The organism is Streptomyces sp. SID14515 (assembly GCF_010548505.1).
Classification (GTDB): Bacteria; Actinomycetota; Actinomycetes; order Streptomycetales; family Streptomycetaceae; genus Streptomyces; species Streptomyces caviscabies.
On record NZ_JAAGMH010000097.1, the window covers coordinates 348693 to 369551 of the forward strand.

The 20859-nt window shown below is 66.4% G+C and carries 16 protein-coding genes and 2 pseudogenes; 11 read left to right on the forward strand and 7 right to left on the reverse strand.

The features are described 5' to 3' along the window. The first annotated feature begins 400 nt into the window (after positions 1-400). The 5 genes and pseudogenes from G3I54_RS39610 to G3I54_RS39615 form a co-directional block, all read left to right on the forward strand. On the forward strand, positions 401-1045 hold the full coding sequence (locus G3I54_RS39610) for a hypothetical protein (RefSeq protein ID WP_239144467.1): 645 nt from the start codon (positions 401-403) through the stop codon (positions 1043-1045). Positions 1046-1548: 503 nt separating this feature from the next. Then, complete coding sequence (locus G3I54_RS21705; RefSeq protein WP_164616526.1) at positions 1549-1974, forward strand: hypothetical protein; 426 nt, start codon at positions 1549-1551, stop codon at positions 1972-1974. A gap of 366 nt (positions 1975-2340) precedes the next feature. Beyond that, positions 2341-3978, forward strand: coding sequence for a hypothetical protein (locus G3I54_RS21710; protein WP_239144468.1), 1638 nt, complete (start codon positions 2341-2343; stop codon positions 3976-3978). A gap of 152 nt (positions 3979-4130) precedes the next feature. Continuing rightward, entirely contained in the window at positions 4131-4721 is a 591-nt protein-coding gene (locus G3I54_RS21715) for a hypothetical protein (protein WP_239144469.1), read from the forward strand. 806 nt (positions 4722-5527) lie between these two features. Next, positions 5528-5966: pseudogene (locus G3I54_RS39615) on the forward strand (hypothetical protein); the annotation flags it as partial. A 366-nt stretch (positions 5967-6332) separates the two neighbouring features. Here G3I54_RS39615 and G3I54_RS21720 read toward each other — a convergent pair. Then, positions 6333-7079, reverse strand: a complete 747-nt coding sequence (locus G3I54_RS21720) for a hypothetical protein (protein ID WP_164616527.1) — start codon at positions 7077-7079, stop codon at positions 6333-6335. Between the two features lie 313 nt (positions 7080-7392). On the opposite strand from G3I54_RS21720, the gene G3I54_RS39040 reads away from it, so the two are divergent. Beyond that, entirely contained in the window at positions 7393-7647 is a 255-nt protein-coding gene (locus G3I54_RS39040) for a hypothetical protein (protein WP_203686845.1), read from the forward strand. A gap of 255 nt (positions 7648-7902) precedes the next feature. Here the strand turns inward: G3I54_RS39040 and G3I54_RS21730 are convergent, their stop codons facing one another. Beyond that, positions 7903-9084, reverse strand: coding sequence for an endonuclease domain-containing protein (locus G3I54_RS21730; RefSeq protein ID WP_164616528.1), 1182 nt, complete (start codon positions 9082-9084; stop codon positions 7903-7905). 757 nt (positions 9085-9841) lie between these two features. Between G3I54_RS21730 and G3I54_RS21735 the strand changes: the two genes are divergently transcribed. Beyond that, a complete protein-coding gene (locus G3I54_RS21735) occupies positions 9842-10291 on the forward strand; it encodes a hypothetical protein (RefSeq protein ID WP_164616529.1) in 450 nt (149 codons plus the stop codon). Positions 10292-10359: 68 nt separating this feature from the next. Here the strand turns inward: G3I54_RS21735 and G3I54_RS21740 are convergent, their stop codons facing one another. The 4 genes and pseudogenes from G3I54_RS21740 to G3I54_RS21755 form a co-directional block, all read right to left on the reverse strand. Beyond that, positions 10360-11562: a hypothetical protein gene (locus G3I54_RS21740; RefSeq protein WP_164616530.1), complete on the reverse strand. Its 1203-nt coding sequence runs from the start codon at positions 11560-11562 to the stop codon at positions 10360-10362. Beyond that, complete coding sequence (locus G3I54_RS21745) at positions 11559-12098, reverse strand: DUF4365 domain-containing protein (RefSeq protein ID WP_164616531.1); 540 nt, start codon at positions 12096-12098, stop codon at positions 11559-11561. The genes G3I54_RS21740 and G3I54_RS21745 overlap by 4 nt, the downstream gene beginning before the upstream one ends. Before the next feature lie 1043 nt (positions 12099-13141). Further along, a pseudogene (locus G3I54_RS39620) lies at positions 13142-13645 on the reverse strand (IS5 family transposase); the annotation flags it as partial. A gap of 29 nt (positions 13646-13674) precedes the next feature. Further along, positions 13675-13965, reverse strand: coding sequence for a hypothetical protein (locus G3I54_RS21755; RefSeq protein ID WP_164616533.1), 291 nt, complete (start codon positions 13963-13965; stop codon positions 13675-13677). Positions 13966-14510: 545 nt separating this feature from the next. Here G3I54_RS21755 and G3I54_RS21760 point away from each other — a divergent pair. The 3 genes from G3I54_RS21760 to G3I54_RS21770 all read left to right on the forward strand — a co-directional run bounded on the left by G3I54_RS21760 (position 14511) and on the right by G3I54_RS21770 (position 18075). Beyond that, complete coding sequence (locus G3I54_RS21760) at positions 14511-15113, forward strand: DNA-binding protein (protein WP_164616534.1); 603 nt, start codon at positions 14511-14513, stop codon at positions 15111-15113. 22 nt (positions 15114-15135) lie between these two features. Continuing rightward, positions 15136-16680, forward strand: coding sequence for a hypothetical protein (locus G3I54_RS21765; RefSeq protein WP_239144470.1), 1545 nt, complete (start codon positions 15136-15138; stop codon positions 16678-16680). 759 nt (positions 16681-17439) lie between these two features. Then, the gene (locus tag G3I54_RS21770; protein WP_164616535.1) at positions 17440-18075 is read left to right on the forward strand and encodes a hypothetical protein; all 636 of its coding nucleotides are present in this window, start codon (positions 17440-17442) and stop codon (positions 18073-18075) included. A gap of 126 nt (positions 18076-18201) precedes the next feature. On the opposite strand, the gene G3I54_RS21775 is transcribed toward G3I54_RS21770, so the two are convergent. After that, positions 18202-19221: a hypothetical protein gene (locus tag G3I54_RS21775; RefSeq protein ID WP_164616536.1), complete on the reverse strand. Its 1020-nt coding sequence runs from the start codon at positions 19219-19221 to the stop codon at positions 18202-18204. Between the two features lie 136 nt (positions 19222-19357). Between G3I54_RS21775 and G3I54_RS21780 the strand changes: the two genes are divergently transcribed. Further along, positions 19358-20782 (forward strand): competence protein CoiA family protein, encoded by a 1425-nt coding sequence (locus G3I54_RS21780; protein ID WP_275407999.1) that lies wholly within the window; start codon positions 19358-19360, stop codon positions 20780-20782. Positions 20783-20859: the final 77 nt, after the last annotated feature.

A 20859-nucleotide genomic window follows, 5' to 3' on the forward strand; every position in this document is an offset into this window, starting at 1 on the left:
GCCGGGATCTGCTGCATCAATGGGAGTGTGTTCGAGCGTCATTCTCACCGTCACGATGACGTCAATGTGGTGATGTCCGCGCTGGGGACGATCCGCGGTGCCTGCCGGTCCTGATCGCATGGGTTGCGGACTTGCGCCGGGACGTGACCTCGGCGCTGCGGGAGGCCATCGCGACCGGAGCGTGGCAAGACGATGTGCGTGTTCGCAGCGCTGCGGCTCACTGGCGGGAGGAACCCCGCTTCCAGGTCTTCCTCGAGCACGGGCTCGAGAAGCGCCGAGACCGTGGCCCCAAATATGAGCACCTGGACGCCGCTCTGCTGACGTCTCCCGAGACCCGCGCCGCCCTGTACCGGGTGAGCGCAGCCGAATGCCCGCAGCATTGCCGCACGCAGACCGGCATATGGACGACTACCGCCAAGCGCTGTTCGGCTGGTACGCCGTCATCCAGCACGCGCACGCCTGTGTCATGAGGGCGGCACTCTGGTTCGCCGACGCACAGCTGTCCGATCCCCGCCGGCCCGAGGCCTTCACCGACTGGATGACCGGAGCCGGGCGCCGACACAGCAACAGTGCCGTCCAGGAGACGGAGCCTGCTACCCAGGGGGCTTTGCGGGAAATCATTCTGATGATGCGTGCGTGGAGCCCGCACACCTTCGAAGCCATGGACGTAGCTTTTCAGAAGGCCGGGGGCGAAGACGCATCTCACGCCTGGGGCGGAGGCTTCGAGCCTGCGGGCCGGCACGAAGCCCGGGCGGCCGCGGAGGCACTCGCGAGTGTCCTGTCACCAGAGGAACGCCAGCAGGTCCGGGAGGTGATCGACGGGATCGAGCGCGACGACGAGGACCGCGACATGGACCTCGCGAAGGACAGCATGCTGGCCTGCACCAGCGACGGCACAGCCCCTACGGCGTCGACCCCGCTGAGCGCGAGGACTGCACCACGGCCCGAGGCCGCGTGTACGAGGAAGCCTCCCGGCCCTGGGGCGGGGGTGTCGACCGCAAGGCCGACGCTGCCCGGCTGGCCCGGTTCCTGTTCGGACCCGTAACGACCGATTCCAGGCAGCCCTTGCCACGGCCCGAGCCGGTGTCGCCCGGGAAAGCACCGAGTCAGCGCCGCAGGTCTGGCACGACAATGCCGAAACCCTCCGAAAAGGCCCGCGAAACCGCAGGACTCGATCTCCACGACGCCGCCGGCCACCTGGGCATCAAGCCCGCCACATCGCGGCGCTTCGAACAGGCAACGGGCAAGCTCCCCGGACGGCTACCTCCAGCTCCTTACCCTGACCTGCACCCAGGCAGGCCGCACCACTCCCGCCTAGCATCCCGCAGACCGTTTCCCAGCCGGTGACCTCACTGCCGACCACCCTGCCCTAGGTCGCCGCCACACACCTGCCACGGCCCTACCACTCTGTGAGGAATCTCCGTGTTCGACGAGATACATCACCGGCCCTGCGGGCGCCCCACCAAGTCCGGCACTCCCTGCCGCACGTAGTTCTCCGGTCCGGGATTCGCCTGCAAACTCCACGCCACCGACCACGAGAAGGCCCTCGTGGACGCATACCGGCAGGGCCTGGAGACCGGCCGGGCGAAAGAACGAGAGTGGAGACAACGCGCAGAAGCCGCCCAGGTCGGACACCTTGAGCGCCAGATACGAACCCTCCGGGAAGAACTCGACGCCAAGAACCGCCGCTTCAACGTCGATGGCGACCAGACCGTCACCGTCGACGGCTACGGATACAGCTGGAGCGGTCCCGGCACGCTCGACGTCGGCGACCGGGTGATCCTGCCGGAAAACTACGTCAGCGCCCTCAGGTACGGCTCGGGCCCCTTCCTTGGCACCGTGACCGAACTCGGCACCACCTACACCGGAACCCTCAGCAGGATCATCTCCAGAGCCCCGCCAACCCTCGGCAGACCGGAAACCACCAGCCCAAGCCACCGGCATCCGAACCAACCAGCGGAGGCCGGCGTGTAACGCGAGCGCCACCACGCTCCTGAACGACATGCTCGACCGGCTGGGAAAGGGGAGCCCCTGGCCGCTGGACCTCGTCGATTGCCTCCGAAGCGAGCGGGTTGCGTGTAGGTGCGCCCCGACCGTCCCTCGCCCGCGGTATCGGGGGCCCAGAGCACAGACGCCCTCCGCCCGGATCGCGTGACACCGTGCGGGAGCTTCGTCGGCCAGAAGGCCCACCAGACTGGTGGGCCTTCTGGCCGACGTGAACGTGGCCGCGCGGAAGGCTCAGCCAGGTCGGGTGCCTGAGTTTTCGCATGTGCCTCCGGGATCGGTGACGTGCGTCATACCGTTGCTGTCGCAACAGCAGCCGGGGCAGGGGAGGTTCCAATGGCGGTGAACGGTACGGAGTACCGCATGTGGGTGCGGCTGGCCCAGCATGAGGATTTACCGGAGGCGGCGTTCGCCGCGGTGGTCGACGGGTTGCTTCCTGGTGGTGAGGGCTTCGCTCGGGGGTGGCAGGAGGATGAGTTCAGCCAGGCGCTGCCGTCGTTGTTCGGCCGGGTCCGTGAGCAGGCGCTGCGTGATCGGTTGATCGCGGCATCACCCAGGCGGCTTCCTGATCTCATTCGTCAAGGTGTGCTGGGTTCGCGGGATGTCCCGGCTGTTCTTCGTTGCCGTCCGGCCGACGGTGAGCTCCTCGCTGCGCTGGCATCGCACGACGTTCACCGAAGCTTGGTGCTCGAGCTCCTCGAGTCCCTGGGCCAGGAGGACCTGCTCGGGGTTGTTCTGGCGGCGGAGAGTCCGCAGCCGGGCAGCGATCTGAGTCGGCTTCCGGTGGCACCGGAGTGGCTGGTCGATGCGGTGCTGCGAGGCGGTCTGAGACTGATGGCCGCACAGCTGAATGCCTTCGCGACGGTGAATGCCGAGGGGAGGGGGCGCTACTGGGAGCCGTCGGGGTGGCCGGTCTGGAGCACGGTGGGCATGGTGCTGGAGCGGTGCCCGGACCGGTGGTTGGAGCTGACGCGGAACGAGGGATTCGGGCGGGTGGTCCAGCACGTTCTCATGGACTGCGTGGAGACCGAGAAGCTCTCCGACGAGGTTCTGGCCGCATGCGTGCCGGCCCTGGCACTCTCGGAGTGGGCGGAGCTCCCGACGCCGGGAAAGAGCCAGCGTGAGCGGCTGCGAAATATCGCCCGGCGTGTGGTGCTGCATCCTCGGCTGGCGGAGATGGCCACAAGCGCCCTGCACGAGGCGACCGCGTATTGTGTCAAAGAAGGGAGTCTGCTCCACGCCAAGAAGTTGCGGAGCTTTCGGCCGTACGAGGTGATGTCTCTTGCTCGTGACCTCGCTCTGACCAGCGGCGACGCGAAGAGTCTGGCGAAGGTGTGTGAGGCCGTCGCGCAGCTGCCCCGGCCCACGGCCGTCGAACGCCCCCATCCGTTCGACGGGCCTGAGCCCCTCGCACCGAAGCGCCTCCTGAGCGATGACAACCGTGTCAGCGCCCTTGCGTCCCTGGCCGGCAACCCGCACCTTAAGCGGCGCCTGGTCTGCGATCAGCTGGACCACCTCCACCCGGCTGAGATCCAGTGGCTTCGTACCTACGACGTAGTTCCGGCGTGGCTCAGGGAAGCGGCTGTCCTGCACAAAGCGAGCCCTGCCCAGCAGGAGCAGGAAGTGCCCCGGCTCCTGACGGATGAAGAGCTCGACTCTTGTACGGACCCGGAAGCCGTGATGCAGTCCTGGCTCGATGCAGTCAAGGACCACCAGGGCTCCTTCTTCCACCAGGTTGAGTACGCGGTCATCAGGTCGCGTCACCGCACCGATGCGCTGGTTCGCCAGGTACGTGCCCACATCGTGCTCAGTTACTACGACCAGCCCGTAGCGGCCGATGCTCTCGTACGCATGTGCGGAGGCGACCCTGACCGGTGGAACGCTGTGGCCGAAGAGCTGGCTTCACGGTCGCAGGACGGGTACGACGAATCCTTCGGACAGTTCATCGACCGCATGGACGACCAAGTCGTGTAGCACGTCAGGCCTGTGCCGGTTGGCCAATTCCGCCTTGGCCAACCGGCAGTCGAGTCCGTGTCAGCGCGGTCGTTGACGCTGGAGCACGTCGCTCATCCGAGTGAGGCCCCGTCTCGGAGGTCTGGGCGCGCGACGCCTCTAGCCTGCGAGCCATGGAATCCACTGCGCTGCCCGAGCCGCTGCGGCGGGCAGTCCACCAGCTCGTCTCCGAGGCAGTCCAGAACTGCCAGGAGGTACTGCCGTACACGGAACCCGACCAGGCGCATACCTGGAAGCGGATGACGCTGTACCGGGCCACGGACGCGGCGGACACCACGGACATGGTGGCCATGCTGATCGCCGCGTACTGCGAGCGCACCGGCATGTCCGCCGACACGCTGAAGGGCTACCTCCAGGCCGGGCAGCAGGACATCCGTGCGCACGGCACGCAGGAAGAGGACCACGCGCACGTGTCGGGCCTGATGGACAAGGCGCTGTCGTGCGAGGCGATGCGAACGCCGACGAACCGTATGCAGCACCACCAGGGCCAACTCCAGGCTGAGCAGGCGAAGCGCCCCGAGGACGACCCGCAGAAACTGTTCACCGAAGCGTGCCTGCACGGGCTGAAGGCACGGCTGTGTGACGACGTTGACTCGCTGGACAGCTACCTGCCGCCGCAGGCGGCCGCGATGGCCCGCCGGGTGGGAAGCTCTCGAGGTTCCGGAGCTGGCCGCGACGTAGCGCAGGGGGCGCACCGTTGTTGACCTGTCTGGCTCCGGAAGACGGGCCCTGGAGGCATGGCTGGTTTCCCGGGGCCCCATGGTCGTGCAGGCCCGCCTGCCGCAGCGCCGTCTCGGCGGTGTGTTTGGCGGCCGTGGCGCTGGTGTCCCCGGCCACGCGTTCGGCGACGAGCTTGATCAGCTCCGAGGAGTCCAGGCCGAGCAGTCCGGTGAGCTTTCCCAGCGGACTGCTCGGCCTGGCCGAACGCTCCGACCTTCCTGCGCAGTTCGGACCACCGGCCATCGTCGGGGAGGGCGGCGCGGATCTCGCTGAACAGCGTCAGTGTCAGTGGTTCGAGGGCCCGAGTACATCCACGGTTTCAGCTCGGCGACCGACCACACACCGGTGCCGACGCCGTCAGCCGCGCTTTTGAGGTGCTGGATCACCATCTGCAGGACGGATGACTTGCCGGAACTCCAGGGGCCGATGAGCGCGGGGACTCCGCATTCGCTCTGCTCGTGCACCTGGTGGAGAAGTTCGACGGCATGTCGGGCGTACTGCTGGCGCCCCAGCAGGTCAGGAGCGTCAGCGCTCCCGTCGACGGGGGGCATCGTTGGAGAAGAGCTAACCGGACATCGGCCCATCCTGCCCGACAGCGCAGCACCGGACACTGACGGCATATCAGAGAATGGGGGGATACCGGAAACGAGCGGACGAATCAAGCCGACTTCGAGCATCAACTCGATTTATGTGCAACGGAGTTGATGGTCTCATTGTCGGTGGCGCCGCCGAGCGTGAAGGGCCGCCGGGAGACCCCGCCTGGCCCTCTCCCGCGAGGAGCCTTTGTCGTGACCAGGTCGCGACTTGCGCGGGCTTCCTGACCCGAGCGGTCGCCTTCTTCCGCACGTACGGCATCTCCCGCGTCGAACGCGTGCTCACGGACAACGCCTGGGGGCCTACCGCAATGGCCTGGCATCGAGAATCGTCCTGGCCGATGGTCAGGGAGTGACGCTGCTCGTGATCGCCGGGCTCGCGGCGGCGATCTTGCTGCTCTCTCGGCGCGGCCGGCAAACTGCCCCGCGTCTACCGCAGATCAACGGCAAAAGTCGAGCGTTTCAATCGGAACCTGCTCGATGCGGATTTACCAGCAGCTATACATCTCGGACGTCGAGCGGACAGCGGCTTTAGCGGACTTCCTCTACACCTGCAATCGCCACTGCTGCCACACCTCACTCGGCGGCCAGCCACCCATCACCCGCGTCAGCGAACTTGCGAGTCGATCTACCTGAGTGCCGTTCCTCTCACTGACTCCCATTCTCAGCTGCTTGGGCGATCATGTGTCAGGTGTACCTGAATTGGCAGGGAGCGCAGTTCGTCAGAGATGCGCGTAAGGCACCTGGCGATGCCGTCCCGAGTTCCGTATGGGCGATGTTGGTGTTGTGCGCGTGCTGGCGCGTCTCATCACGATGCGCGTGACTACAGCCTTCTCGATGCGTTGCTGGATCTCGGCCGCGTTGTGTAGGCGTTGGGTGTTCTGGCCGGTCAGACGGTCAGTTCGGCGTACTCGTCACCGTCATGGCCTCCGGTGTCGTCGGTGCGGCGCTGGACGGGGATGTCCGTGTGTTCTGATCGCCCGTCTCCAGGTGCAGTGACGTCTACCTGTGTAGCGGGCTCGGCGGGCACTGTCCTCCGGTCAGGTCCGGCGCGTCGGGCACGGCACTGACGGCTCGCTTCGGAGCGGGCTGGACTTCGTGAAGCCAGGAACGCGCGGCCCACAGGGCGCGGCGGATGGTCTGCTCGTCGGCCCCGACGCGGGTGTCTACCCCGATGCTGTGGTTGATGCGCGCATTGGCGAAGCTGTAACTGGCACGGGTGGCCGCGATGATCTCCGTCACCACCGCCGACAACTGCACACGCGGATCCGACCCGGCGTCCGTCTCGTCCCATAACGCGATCGCCGCCTCGTAGTCATCAGCTTCCCGTTGCTCGCACTGGTCGCAGATTTCGAGTTCGCCGTGAACCTCGGTCTTACCGCAGTTCAGGCAAACGAAGCCGTCGCAGGTCGCGCACAGGCTCAGTGCGCTGTCGGCATCGCGGCCCCAGGCGCGTGCCTGAGAGACACACTGGCCGGTGCACGGCCGGTCGGCACAGTCGCTGGGGGCTGCTTCCGGCTGTGTTCTCTCGCCTCGTTCTTCGCGTGCCGACCTCTCTGCCGCCCGGCGTGCGGCAAGTTCACCACTGGTTCGGGCACGGGCCTGCTGACAGGCGGCCCATTCCTCGGGTGTGAGGTGGCTGGAGCACGCGACGACCGGGGCGGGCAGGTCTTCGTGGTACGGCCACTCTGCGGCTTCCCGGAGGCATAAGCGCCCCGTCGTCTTGGCCAGGCGGGTACAGGTCAGCATCCCGCATCTCTCCCATGCAAGCGTCAGGCTGGGCACCAGGGCGCCCAGAGGTTTTGGCTGCGACATCATAGAACCGGGACTGAAAAATTCCCCCAGAGCCAAGGCATCTCACCGCCCTGGCTGCCGGGAGGGAACTGAATGTCCGCGAACGCAGGGCTCCACAGCCAGTGGGTAGGCCTGGGCTCTTAAAATGGTTTCCTGAACAACTGGAACCATATACCGAATACATGGCTGACTTGACGCTTTCTGCCAGTCGGTTCAGCCTCTGGGCATGATACATAAAGCCGCGCTTCCCGGAGTGGAATCCATGGTCATGGATCCGACGAAAGAGCAGCACGCTGCCCACGAGGTATTCGCCTCCGGCCAGGACCTCGCCTTGGTCGCAGGTGCTGGAACGGGCAAGACGTCCACTCTGATCCTGATGGTCGCTGTGACCCGCAAGCGGGGACTCTACGGGGCGTTCAAACGGGCGATCGACGACGACGCCCGCGGGCGGTTGGGACCCAAGGCGGAGTACCGCACCGCGCACTTTCTGGCCTCCCGCGCCGTCGGCCGCCACTACGCCTGATCGGCATCACCCGCGACAGCGACACCAACCCCCGCCAGATCAAGGTCGCTCACGCTACACGCCTGGTGATGGGCATGGTCCGCAAGTTCTGCTATACCACGGGCCGGCAGGTCATGGCCCGCTACATGGCGCCGGTCAACGGCCTCGACAGTCCTGGCCGAGACTACCTGGCCTGCACCCTTTTGCCCTTCGCACATCGCGTGGGAGGACATCATGCTCGCCCGCGGGCCTGGTGCCAGCTGGTCTGTAGGTGGCTCAGGGGTCGCACCCCTCCTCGACCGTGGCGGTCAGGATGTCCATAGCCTCCTGGTGCGTGAGTCGCAGGCTGTGAAAGCTGCCAGGTCCGGGGTCAGGGCTGGAAGACCGCAGGCCGAAACACTGGATCGTGCAGTCGTAGCTGCCTGCGTCGGCTTGCTCTGTACGGACGCACATGTGCAGCGCCCCGTCGCAGTCTGTGACGCCCCAGGTCAGGTGGAGGTGCCGGCGCAGGGCGGCGAGTCTGTGGTGTGGGGGAAGGGCGCGCCGCAGGTGGCACTCGTCGCAGCGCATGAGGTGCTTCGCGCTGCCGGGCAGCTGGAGGAAATCCTTGCCGTGCCCTTCCTTGGTGTTGCAGCTGCCGCACAGAGGACCGCGGATGAGATCGTGAGCGTGGCAGTGATCCCAGTCCGTGGCGGGACGAGGCGTGGGGCACGTCGCGCACAGGAAATCAGAAGCACTCGGCCCGCTCTCCCGCACACGGCCGTACCGGATGCCTTGCAACTGCTGTTGATAGCAACGCAGGGTGGCTGCTGCGCAGGCGGGGCACGTGGTCTTCCAGCCGGTGGAGGTCGGGGTGCGCCAGCCGTTCTCGGGGCTGGAGGCGCCGCAGCTGTCGCACGGGTGGTCGATGCTGAGCAGTTTGCGCTCCTCGGCATCTCGCTGGTCAAGAATGTGAGCGAGAGTGCGCGGAATCATCCAGGTTTCGCCCGCCCGCACCAGTGCGCGCACGGGGAAAGTGCAGGCAATAGAATAGTCCTGATAGGTCCGAAGAAGGCACTCCGGAGTGTGAGAGGCTGGCTGTCGCTTCTTGGGAGACCCCGCCCGGCACGGGCAGGCGGAGCCGAACGCGCTGGTGCGGACGAGCCCTTGCATCTGAGTTCGCCAGCTGGTGTACGCCAAGCCGTCCGGTGTGAGCTGGCCGCCCGCTCCGGGCTCCGGGCTCACGAGGTCCTGGGGGTCCCAGGGCAGTACGGCGACCCTGCGTGCAGCACGTACGACGTCTGCTTGCTGGGTCTGCCACCGACCGGCCAGCTTGTAAGTACGCACCGGCACGTGCCCGATGAAGACGAAATCGTGGGGTGCCCGGTCTTTACGCCTGAATCCCTCAGGAGCCATGGGGATCGGGCAGTCGCGTAGTTCATTGTTCAAGTACCACACCGCCGAGTTCTGACTGATCATCCAGCGAGCATGCCACCCGTCAGTGACAAGACTGTCTCGGTCGAGCGGCCACGTGTCTGTCGTGACTCCGTTGAAATAGAGCGGGTTCGGATTCTGTGAGCTGCGCATTGCTCACTTCGATGGAGCGAATGGCCCTGACGGGAGGTGCTGGTCGGTCGAAGTGCACGTCATTTCAATCGGGCTGCTGATTCTCATCGTCCACCCGATGCCCCCTCACCGCGGGGCCACCGCTTCGCGGCGCTGGAGACGTCACGAGAGGCTGGTGCGCTCATGAGGCCGTGAGCCCGACGAACATGGCGGACACGCACCGCATCACGGCCACGTAGGCATCGGCGTCGAGCAGGAGAAGCTGCTTGTTCGTCATGTTCATCACCGCCTTGTGCTCACGCGCGGGACGCGGCATCTGCCGGAGAGCCGAGCTGGGTGCACCTGCTGGTCATCGCCGCGGTGGACGACGAGCGCCATCACCAGCCAGTCCACCAGGTGCAACCCCCGACGTGACTTGCCCGGCAAGCTGCCCCGCCTGGCCCGCGCAGGCAAGCTGGCCGAAAACCCCGCCCAGTTCACCCAAGGGCTCGGCGACACCCCTGTGGCGCACGCTTTTCGACTCCTGGAAGACGACGCCGAACACCTGGAACGCATGTTTGCCTACCCCCGCAGGTAAGCCCGCTCAGCTGCGGAAACCTGCCTTGTGGCCACAGCCGCAGCTCACTGCGGCATCGGCGTCCCCGCTCCGCTGCACAACTGCGTGCGCAGCATGCTCGCCGAGATGCTGCTCGACCCCATGCTCACCCAGCCCATGGCAGTCCTGCTGCTACGCCTCGATGCCCGTGCACTGCGTGCCTTGGGCTCAGACCTGGCTCCTTCCACGGACGAGCATCTCGCCCTGCCCGCGGGAACGACTGCGCGCGTGCTCACTCACCTCGCTGCCCAGGCATCCTTCCTCGGAGATAAAAGCGTGCGCCACGCCGCATGGAGGTCGCGAGGTACCGCCCCCACCGTGCCCGTACCCGACTACGCCCACTGGTCCGGGCCGACAGTGCCGACCATGCGCATCGTCTCCGCGACCCTGACCCACGCGGGCGTGATGGCGCCACCCGCGGGGACCACGTCGGCTGCCTACGTGGCAAAGGTGCAGCGCCTGCTGGCCGGTGAAGACGCCCCCGATGCCGATGCGGCCTTCCGCCCCATGGGGTGGCACTGCTGAACCTGCGTGACGCGACGGTTGAGGCCCGTCCGGCCTCCGGCAGCCGGGCGGGACTGCAGCCGCTCTCCTCAGCTGCCTGGGCTTTTCGACAGGAACTTCGACCCGCCTCGGTCAATATGCCCGACAAGCGTCGAGACGCCATCACGCTCTACCAGGCGTCCGACCGCCGTAACGGCCCTGCCGTCTTCTCTGGCTTGCAGGGCGAAATCGTACTCTTCCTCGCTGACAGTCATACGTACATCACCGAAAGACGTCCGGAGAAACACGAAAGTAGAGCTTTCGCCCCGTTCCCTATTCCTGTCATCCATACCCCAAGCGATGACAGGACCGGACACCCGTGACCGCGATGGGACGGCACGCGTTGCTGTCACGGTCCTCCGGCCCGGAGCATGCACTATGCCAGGAATATCGAAAGAGGGCATAGAAGGCGACTGTGCAAGAGTGGAAATCGCCTGGATACGGGGGGTGCTGAAATCAAGAGAGTGCCGAGGGACGTGTTGAGGGAGACCGTGTACGGGGGCCCACTGGAATGAAATAGTCAACGACTCCAGCTGGCCAAGGTGTCCCAGCGGGCTCAACGCCCTGGCCAGGGCCGCATCAAAGGCCAAGGTCTCCTCTCCCGGGGCTCTTTCCTCCTCCGGCCACTGACTGATCCGCTCAAGGGCCCGGGACAGGTTGGTCACCACTTCGCGGCCAAAAGGCGTGTCCGGCCCACTGTCCTGCCTGATCCGCGAAAGGATCGGGAAGACGAAGCTGCCGCGCTCGGTGTGTGCCAATCGCACATCCTCTGCGAGGTAGTACCTAACCAGAGCGCTGCGATTTCCGCCCCATGATCTCCTTCGCGGGTTTGCTGTGTAGAGCGCCGAGAGCTCCAGCATTTTCATGCCGGCACTCAACGTTTCCGATGCGCGGAAGAGCCCGGCGGACTCATCGTGTTCCACATGAGTCATACGGAAAAGTAGCCTGTCCCAGCTGATCTCGTTGATCCGCCGGATAAGCTGTGAAGGTGTATCGCCGAAGTGGTCAGCCAGCTCCGCAAGGAACTCACGGAACCGCCGATCGTAATCTCGCATGGTGCTGTTCAGTGGAAGGAAATATACGTGACCTTCTTCTGGTCGGTGAGCAACCGGATCGCGCCAGTACTCCAGAAGACCGTCACGCTGCTCGACAAGATCCCATCCGGAATATTCAAGGAACCCGGAGATCTGCGCAGCGGGTACCGAAGGGGCGAGAGAGCGAAAATCGCTCGGAGAAACCTTCTTCCTGCTCATCGTCCACCTCCGTTTCCCAAAATCTTCACCAGTTCCTTGATGTATTCCGTGGTGAACTCGTTCTCACGCCGGAGAATCACTGTGCCTGAGCGTTGCCCTGCAGCGAGAGGATCCCAGCCCGCAGGATCGGACCACAGCATGATGCCATCCAGAACCAAACGGTCTTCCGTGCTTCTCACCTGTGGAATATCTACGCCTACCGCAAGGATCAGAACGACCAGGCGCATCGGCACGAAGCCCGGCTGCCGAAGCGTGTTGTACTGCTCGGCAGGCAGCTTGACCGAGTAGTCACCGTTCCTCAGCAGTCTCGCCGTATGCCCGCTGCTCGTAGCCTTCAGCTGGACATCGAAGCGAGGTGCTCTGACGGGAAAGGACCCGGACGCCAGGATCGTTACGTCGATGCACTCGTAGTCGAGGTGCGGATCCTGCAGTTGACAGCCTGCGCCGTTGGCGAGCAACCCGAGGGTGTAATAACTCGCGCGTTCCTTGTGCGCGCTTGCGGGAATGCCCGCACGGCGATACTCCGCCTCGTTCACCCGTTGGTCCCCGCTCCAGCACTCCGGCGCAGCTGCATGCCGGCCCCGAGAATTCTAGCCGACCAGCCGCGACTCCATGAAGGCGACAGACCGCAGCCACGTCACTCTGCACCGGCCGCGAACAAACCGGTCATGGCGCGCCGACTGCCCCAGTCGGCGCCCACATGCCTGATCCCAGCCCAACGGTTTCTCTCGGCTCCGCTGCCAGGGGCGCCTGACATCTCAGCCCGACCGGACACCGACCACACCTGCGTAACGTCAGGCTCCGGGGCTTCATCGCCGAACCGCCAGGGCAGGCAGGTCAGTTCTTCCAACGGAGTCTCCGGTGGAAAGCCCGTGTGAGGACAAGGAACCGGGAGTCGACGCCAGCGACCCCGGGACGGCCGTTTCTCGCTGAGGGCAGCGACCGGGCCGCTGTGCTGGTCCAGCCACTGGTCGAGTGGCAAGGACGCCAGCAGGGCGGGCATCTCCCACCCCCTAAAGAGCCCGCCGACCAGCTTCCTTCATGCTTGGTCGGCATCGGCATCCCACGTGCCCCGGAGGCGCCGTCGCTCCCAGGTTGCCAGCTCACCCGCAAGGCGCACTGTCTCCGGGTAGCTCACCAAAGGCGCGATCCGTAGATCGCTGCCGGCCGGTTCCGTGAGCATTCTGCGGCGCGCGGCCCAAGCGGGCGGTGACAGGGAGGGCACGTTCCACCAGAAGGCGGTGATGTGCAGAGCGTCCGCGAACAAGGAACGCCCGCCCGCTCCCAGGCGCCGTTCCAGCGCAACTCGCTCCCGATGCGCTTGAACCACCTCGGGCAGTGCGGCCAGCGACAGCCACGTCGTGTCCGCTCCCCGCAGGTTATCCAGCCACCGCCGGTGCCGCGCACACACTCGCCACCGGGCGACCGGCACGAGAGGCACGTCGGTAGGCCGACGTCGTGCCTGCGCGCAGAGGTCAGCAGAGGTCCACAGGCACTCACCAGGAACAACGGGCCTCGGGGCTGCCGCCTTGTCTGCGAGGACTGCCTCCGGTCGGGTCCGGGGCCGTCCACGCTGTCAGGGAACACGCAGCCGGGCCATCATGTCGGCGAAGGCGGGCGCGTCACCGGCCTGTCCGGAGGTGACATGAAAGGCAAGGGGTCGGCAGTTGCCATCTGCCGCCAGATGGATCTTCGTGGTTAGTCCGCCACGGGACCAGCCGATGGCGTGATCGTCCGGCTCGCCGGCGGAGGCCCCTCTTTGCGGGCTCCGGCCGCGTGCTGGTGGGCTCGCACGATCGTGGAGTCCACCGAGACGACCCAGTTCAGCTCCTCGTCGGCGTCGGCCTGTGCCACAAGCGCGGTGAACAACCGCTCCCACATGCCATCGGCGGACCACATCCGCAGCCGGTTGTAGACGCCCCGCCAGTTGCCGTACTTCTCCGGTAGCTGCACCCACTGTGCCCCGGTCTGAAACTTCCAGGCGATTGCGTCGATCACCTCTCGGTGACCCCGCTTCGGTGCCCCGGTCCGGAATCAACGGCTCGATCCGCGCCCACTGCGCGCCAGTCAACGGCACACCCAGACGACGAGCAGACGACCCGGAGGGGCCGACTACACGCAGCTGGCGTCATCGGTCTGGACGGCAACTGTCCACCAGGAGGTCACTCTGGCAGCCATCGCTTCCGACTCTGACGGAAGAGGGGCGAGACCAAAGTGATCTTCCAGCTCATGCCGCAGGAACTCGCCGATCTCCGCTTGGTCGGCGCCACGCCGGAGCCGCTGCAGGAGAGGGACGAGCATGCAGTCGTACTCGTCTCGCACGTCGTCAGCGACGCCGATCGGATCCCACTCATCGAGCAGATGCCGCAGGCCGTTCTCGGTGACGTCGGTTCCAGGTCGCATCGCTCCAGGGTGCCACCCCGGAACCGCCGTCATCACTCGCCCCACCTTGATCCAAACGAAACCGCCTAGGTGACGCCCGAAAGCCCCCGCACGCCTCAGGGCACCTCCCGGAACGCCTGCTCTGACCGCGTGCGTTCCCAGATTGGATGGTCCAGTGCAGGCACGGCGGGGCAGCACACGGCCAAAAGCCGTGCGCCGCAGAGCCAAGTACGGTGAGCCGCGCAGCGTGAAGGGCGGGAATCACGTGCGTGCAGGCCGGGACAACGGCCGCAGTCGACGTCGCCGCCGAGGGGCCAGGCCATAAGCGACTCATCGAACAGCCGCTGCGGGACTTCTTCACCGACACCCCGCCACGCGCGCCCTGCAGACATCGCCTGATCCCATGCCGTGGCCCAGTCATGAGGTTCCGCCGGACGTGAGCGCCGCGCGGCCGCCTGTTCCCGAACCAGATACAAGCCAGATCAGATAACTGAGTCGACTTGCCTATGGAGAGGGTTGGCGGTACGTTCGCAAGGACAGAGCCTCGATCGGTGAGGAGCCAGGCAATGCTGCTCACGACGGGGCAGGCTGCCGAGGAACTCGGCTGCGCCATCACTACTTTCCGCCGCCTCATCACTGCAGAGGTCCTGCCCGGTCTCTCCCGCCGAGGCGTGCGGGTCATGACTCCTCTTCAGGTCGTACAGGCTCTGCGGGTGCGCCCTTTCGCTCCTGTGGACAGGCTGGACGTGAAGGAGATCGGTGTGTTGCGTGTCGACGCTGCCCGCCAAGGCGGTGGTCCTGACGGGCGGCGGACCGGCTTCTCGGCCAGGCTTGCCCCCGAGGGTCTTCTGGAGAGCTTGAGCGGCGGATGGCGCTGCGATGCCGCCAGTGTGGCCGCCGGTGGAGTACTCCCGGTGACCCTGTCCGGCTACGTGGTGGCCGTCCTGACAGGCCTGGGGGCGTGGGAGAAGAGGGAAGACGGGCGGCACGTCTTCCCGGACGCTGTCCTGGCCGGGTACGTCACCGATCTGGCCACCCCGGTCAAGCACCTGACCGCACCGCGGCAGGCTGACCGCGATGTCGCTGACCTCCTTCTGAGCACCCGTCTGCCTTCCCACTCGGGCGGCGCTGTCGCCTACGTCTCCACCGGAAGTCTTTCCGCCAACTGACCTGCAGGTACAAGGAATCGTGATGGACGCAAAGACCTACAACGCGGAGCTGGCCGAGCTGCGCGTCCTGCGGGACGGCATCAGGAAGGCGCAGGCCGCGCTGGAGAAACTGGAGACGGACCGCGCCCGCAAGATCAATGCGCTCGCGGGATACGAGAAGGCGAAGGCGGAGCGCATCGCTCCCGCCGCCGGGCTCAGCCTGGCCGATATCGTGGCGATCGCCCCCATCCTCGCCCCCGACCGGCTCATCACCGCAGCACAGCCAAACCCCGCTCCCGTGCCCCCGTCGCCCGAACCGGCAGCTCCGCCCGCCGCAGCCGTCCAAGCCCCCGAGCCCGCCGGGGAAACAGCACTGCCCAGCAGCACCGAACACGCACAGACCCCGGCCCAGGCGGGCACGGTCGCCCCGGCCATGACCCGCCCCGCCCCTGAAACGGCAGCGGAGCCCGAACGGCCCGCAGCCCCCTCAGAGTCAGCCCCGGCCGCCTCCGCTCCTCTCGCGGCCCAGGGAGCACAGCGCACCCTTCCCGGTATCCCCGAAGGCCCTGATGGCGACCGTTGGTTCGCTCACACCGCGAACCTCGCCTCCACGCACCCGAACTTCACCCAGCAGGCCCGCAGCACCGTCTTCCTCGACACGCACACCGGTGCGCTGGTTCACCGTGACCAGACGTTCCGCATCGACCTGCCGACCGCCAGCGCCGCAGAAATCCTCAACACCGTCTTCCACGTCTTGCCCGGCGGCGTCGAGCGGATCTACATCACCGCGGGCGCCCCCTGGCACCGGCAGGCCGACCAGCACCCCTTCCTCAAGGACACCGTCGCCGCCTGGCTGAACGCCCCCACACCCGGCTGGCGCACGGACACCGGCCGCGGCAAGGACCGGATGGCCGGCCACTTCGTCCACCCCCGCAACCCCGTCGCCCGCTACCAGCGCGAACACGGCGACCAGCATGTCGAGATCCGGTCGGCGGGGGAGTGGTTCGACACCGACGGCGCCGAGCCCGCCGTCATCCGTGACGCATTCGTTCTGCTGTGGAAGGCCCTGCGCCGCCACTGGCCCGACGCCGTCCTGATGGGCTCACCGTCCCAGACCGGCCGTGACCTGTGGACCCGCACCATCCCGACCAAGGGCCAGCACGCGGACGGCTACCCCGTCCTGTCCGAAGAGCTCCGCGGCCTCTTCCACGCCACCGCAGGGCAGGGCCGCACCGAACTCATCACCCCGCCCCGCGTTCCCGCCCAGCTCCCCGCCCTGGTCGAGTACGACCGCACCTTCGCCTACGCCAAACACACCTGGAAATCCGGAGTCGGCACCCCCCGCCGCGTCACCGCGGCCACCTTCGCCTCCTGGTCCCAGAAGGAACAGACCAAAGCCCTGTTCGCCTGCGGCCACTGGCACGTCCGCGTCACCGTCCCCGCCACCTGGAACCACATCGGGATCCTCCCCGCACCCGCCCCCGGCGACCGCGCCTGGCACTACCCCGCAACCCCCGGCACCACCTTCACCACCTGGTGTGAGAGGTCGTCAGGATGCCAGTCGAAGAAGCCACCTATTTGGCAGTAGCGTTCCGTAGCCGATGTGCCCCTGGCCTTGACATCTGTTGAATCAGGTGCGGTTGGTAGTGGTGCTTCTGACTGACAAGATGTGGCGTTTCTGCGCTGTCATTTAAGTGGCGCCTCCTATACGCCGTCGGCCGCGCCGATAGTGAGCAGTTGCCTTCTGTCGGTGTGAGGTCTCACCGTTCCTGCGGTGGCCGCATGCTGTTGACCTGCGGTGTCGCACGGCCCTCGCCATCACCCCTGATGGTCTGCATGAGGCTGTCAGCGGAGGATCGTCACCTGGATGTCAGTGATGCAGCCCGAGTGACCTGCTAGTTCTCACTGTCGGGTGGTGACGAACTGGCACTGACAGTAGTGACGAAAGCCCAGGTCAATCGTGCGCAGACTCCTATGACAGCCGGATGTTTGCGCAGGTCAGAGGTGATCAATCTCGTCGATCGCCGCGCTCTGGTCATGATCAGCTGTACTGATGCTTGGTCTACAGGCTGCAGTGGACGGTGAATGTGCCTCCGGTGGGGGCCTGGAGGGCAGCAGGTCGGTGCGGGTGCGAGGAGCTGGTCGTCCGGGGTGAGCAGCCGCACGAACTTCACACGCTGAACGTGCACTGCGGGTTCGGCCGAAACACACTTCGCCGGCGCGGGCCGCCCTCACACGCGTGGCCTCCGAGGCCGTGCGATCATCACTGGCTGATGTGGGCGGGCACCCTGATGGTGATCGCCGCTACTCTCCGGCCCCTGTCAGTGGGCGAGTGGAGAATCACTGGATGGCCCATGAACTGATGGAGGTCGGCGAGTCCGAGAGCCTCGCTGCCTCCTTACGCGCATACCTGTCTGAAACCGGCTTCTCCTTCAGCGGCCTGACTGGCAAGGAGGCAACCCAGGCCATCACCCGGGCGGTGGTGCAGTGGGTGGGAGCATCGGGGTGGAGGTGCAGATCAGAAGCGCAGATGCGCTACATCGACCCGCCCGTGTTGAAGAGCGGGGGCTGCATCGCCTACTGGTCGCCTTCGTGGTCTGCCTACCTGGACTTGCGCGTGATGCGCAAAGATGGCCCTCCGATCGCCGTGGAGATCGATCGCGCGGACGACAGTACTGCCGTGGACAAGCTGCGCGACGAAGCACTCCGCGGGCACCCAGCGCTATGGATCCGCTGGCATGGAGCGCTGCGTGCCGAGCTCCCGCCCGGCGTGGCCCGACTCCACCTACCCTCGTGGTCCAGAAGAGCGCCTTGCAGATACTCGCTGGCCCCGGTGGTCGGCACCGAGGCGATCACCGTTGGCGCAGCCGTCACTCCCGAGGCTCGAGTGGACGCTCTGCGGCGAGACCGGCAGCGGATCGCGGACGAGAATCGTGCTGCTGCCCGCCCCCGGGAACCGGGCCCCATCCGCTGCTACTGGTAACCGGGCACGCCATGGGGGCCGGGGGACCAGCCATGACGTCGCCGGGGCCCGGCTAGGGCAGCGTAGAAGGGCTACCGCTGCGTCATCTAGGCCAGGGAAGGCGGCCGGATTCGCCCGTCCGGGTGCTCAGTCACCCACAGCGGCACGGCCGCCTGCTGCTGGCCATAGATCGGTCGGGCGCCGCGATGACTCCGTCAGGGTCTTCAGGGCATGTGCCCAGGTGCGCGCCTTGGTGGCGCAGCTGGCCAGCGTGTGGAAGTCCGCAAGCGTTCGCGCCGTGTTTCCGGATAGAGGATGGATCGCACGCCTTGTCTCCTTCAGGCACTTAGCGTCGGGTCCGGTCAGGATGTCGAGGTCTCGGCTGATCGCTTGGGCAGTGTCGGGGTCCAGCCAGGGGCAGCCGGCGGCGATCAGCCGTATGCGGAGGCCGCGCTCCAGAAATCGCCACTCGGCTTCGACCTTGCGGGCCCACTCTGAGGCCTGTCTACTCGTTCGGAGGTCCGTCTCCGCGTAGACGGCGTCCCGGAATGCGGCGGCTGCGGCAGCTGCTCGCTGCCAGACATCCGTGGATGGTGAGACCTCCGGTCCCAGGGGAGGATTGCGGATGCTGAGGGTCCTGGTGACAGCTTCCGTGTAGAAGTGCTCGGCCTTGGCCACGACGATGGTGACCGCCGCGTCGGCGCTAGGCCCGGCTGTTGGCAGGAAGCCCCACACGGTCCGGTGGTAGTCGGCTGCGGCCCGCCCGGCGGTGCTGAGAATGGCCCGCTTCTCGGAGCGCTCCGCCTGGTCCTTACTGAGGACGTCCAAGAAGAACACTGTGAAGGGAACGCCGAACAGCACACCCACGACGGCCGAGAGCAGGTTCGATCCGTAGGCCGAGTCATGCAGCCAGGACAGATACGACCATCGCTCCGTCGTCAGCAGGAACGCCAGCAAGAGCGCTCCCAAGCACAGGGACCCGATACAGAGACCGCGGATGTACCCGGGCGCTGCTTTCCAGTCCTCTCGGAACTTCGCCACATCTCCCTCCCTTGAGGAGGAGTGCACAACCAGGTCGGTAGGGGATACGTAACCATCCTCGGTGCACCCCGGCGAGACAGCATCTGAAGCGGAGACCCGCACTGCGTTGTAGATCAGCTCGACCATCCATTGCAGGCATGCGGAGGCTGTCGCCGCCCGGGGACCGGGATAACTGCACCGGTCCGGCTGTCGGCAGGCAGCAGGCTCGTAATGCCCGAGGAAGCTCCTCGCCGAGCTCGGGCTGCTGTCGGCCCGCCCTGCTATGCATGGGTGTGGGTTCGTGCGAGAGGAGGGGCTCGTGCCATATACGACGGTGCATGCCGTCTTCGGGCGGCTATATGCGGGGTTGCCGGATCTCGGGTGCAGGATTCCGTGGGAGGACATCCACCGGGTCAGACCTCGGGCGCCGCTGTCCTGTCCGGACTGTGAAGGCACGATGAGCGCAGTTCTGCGGGGCGGCACCCGGTTCTTTGCGCACAACGGGAAGCGCCCTGAGGATTGCCCGTTGGAGAACGAGAGCTTCGAGCACCACATGACGAAGCTGGTGCTGCTCGGGGCGATCCGCGACGCGGGTTGGCACGCAGAGCTGGAGGTGTCTGCGCCGGACAAGTCCTGGCGGGCAGACGTGATGGCCACCTCCCCCGATGGCAGTCAGCTGATGGCGTGGGAGGCCCAACTGTCACCAATCACGATCGAGCACATCAAGGAGCGCACCGACCGGTATACGCAAGCGGGTATCCGGGTGTGCTGGGTATCCCCGCACGAGCAGGCGCCGAAGTGGATCGACGAAGCACCTGCAGTGCAGGCACTGGCGTCGGAGGCCGGCGGCAACTGGTCGGTGAACGATGGAGTGGCTGCGTTCAACTGGTCGTTCGGCGCGTGGGGCGTGCGTGTGACGCCGTTGCCAGAGTTCGTGCGCTGGGCGTTAGAAGGCCAGGTCGAACCAGTGGTGAGCCTGCGCCGCTACCACCGAGTGAAGCGTCGGGTGCTGCGCCGAGGGATGTGGTGGACCTCGGCGAACTCCGCCCGCCTGCAGACGGAGCACGAGGCGATGCGCCGGCGCCAGGAGGAAAAGAAGCGGGCCGCGGAGGAAGCGCGGCTGGCGGCGCAGGCGGAGATCGAACGTGTCCGGCAGGAGGAAGCAGCTCGCGAAAGTGCCCGCCGCGCGGCGGAGGTGGAGGAGATCAACCGCCGGTCACGGCAACCGGAGGCCGAGAGGCACGCCCGGTGGCTAAAAGAACGGGCGCAACAAGTGGCCCAACGCGAGCGGGAAGTTGCGGAGGCCGAGGAACGCCGGCTGCGAGAGGAAGCCGAGGCAGCCGTGCGAGTGCTGCGTGCAGAAGAAGCCAGCAGAGCGTGGTGGTCGCCGCTGTCTTCGGAACAAGTACAGGAGTTCTTCAGAGCGGTCGCGGCGCGGGCCCGCCAGAAGCAGCAGGTACAACTCCGGATCCCGGAAGAGCCCTACACCGAACTCCGCTATGGGCATGGCGCCCCGCTGATCACCACGGACGGGCACGTGTACGGGGTTGCCCGCCCCTGCCCTGAGGTGGCCGTACCGTCGCACGCTCTCAGGCAGGTGCGGGTGTTCTTGCGGAACAGGGCGGAGGCCAATCTGCTCGGCGACCTGGAGTGCAAAGAGCTGGTGGTGCTCGACCTGCCAGACCACGAGCAGCTGCGCTTCGGCTGAACGGCAGCTGCCTGGCATGCTCGGCTTGCTTTGAACGAAGACCCAGTTCACCGCACGCCTGCGGAGTGTAGCCGCAA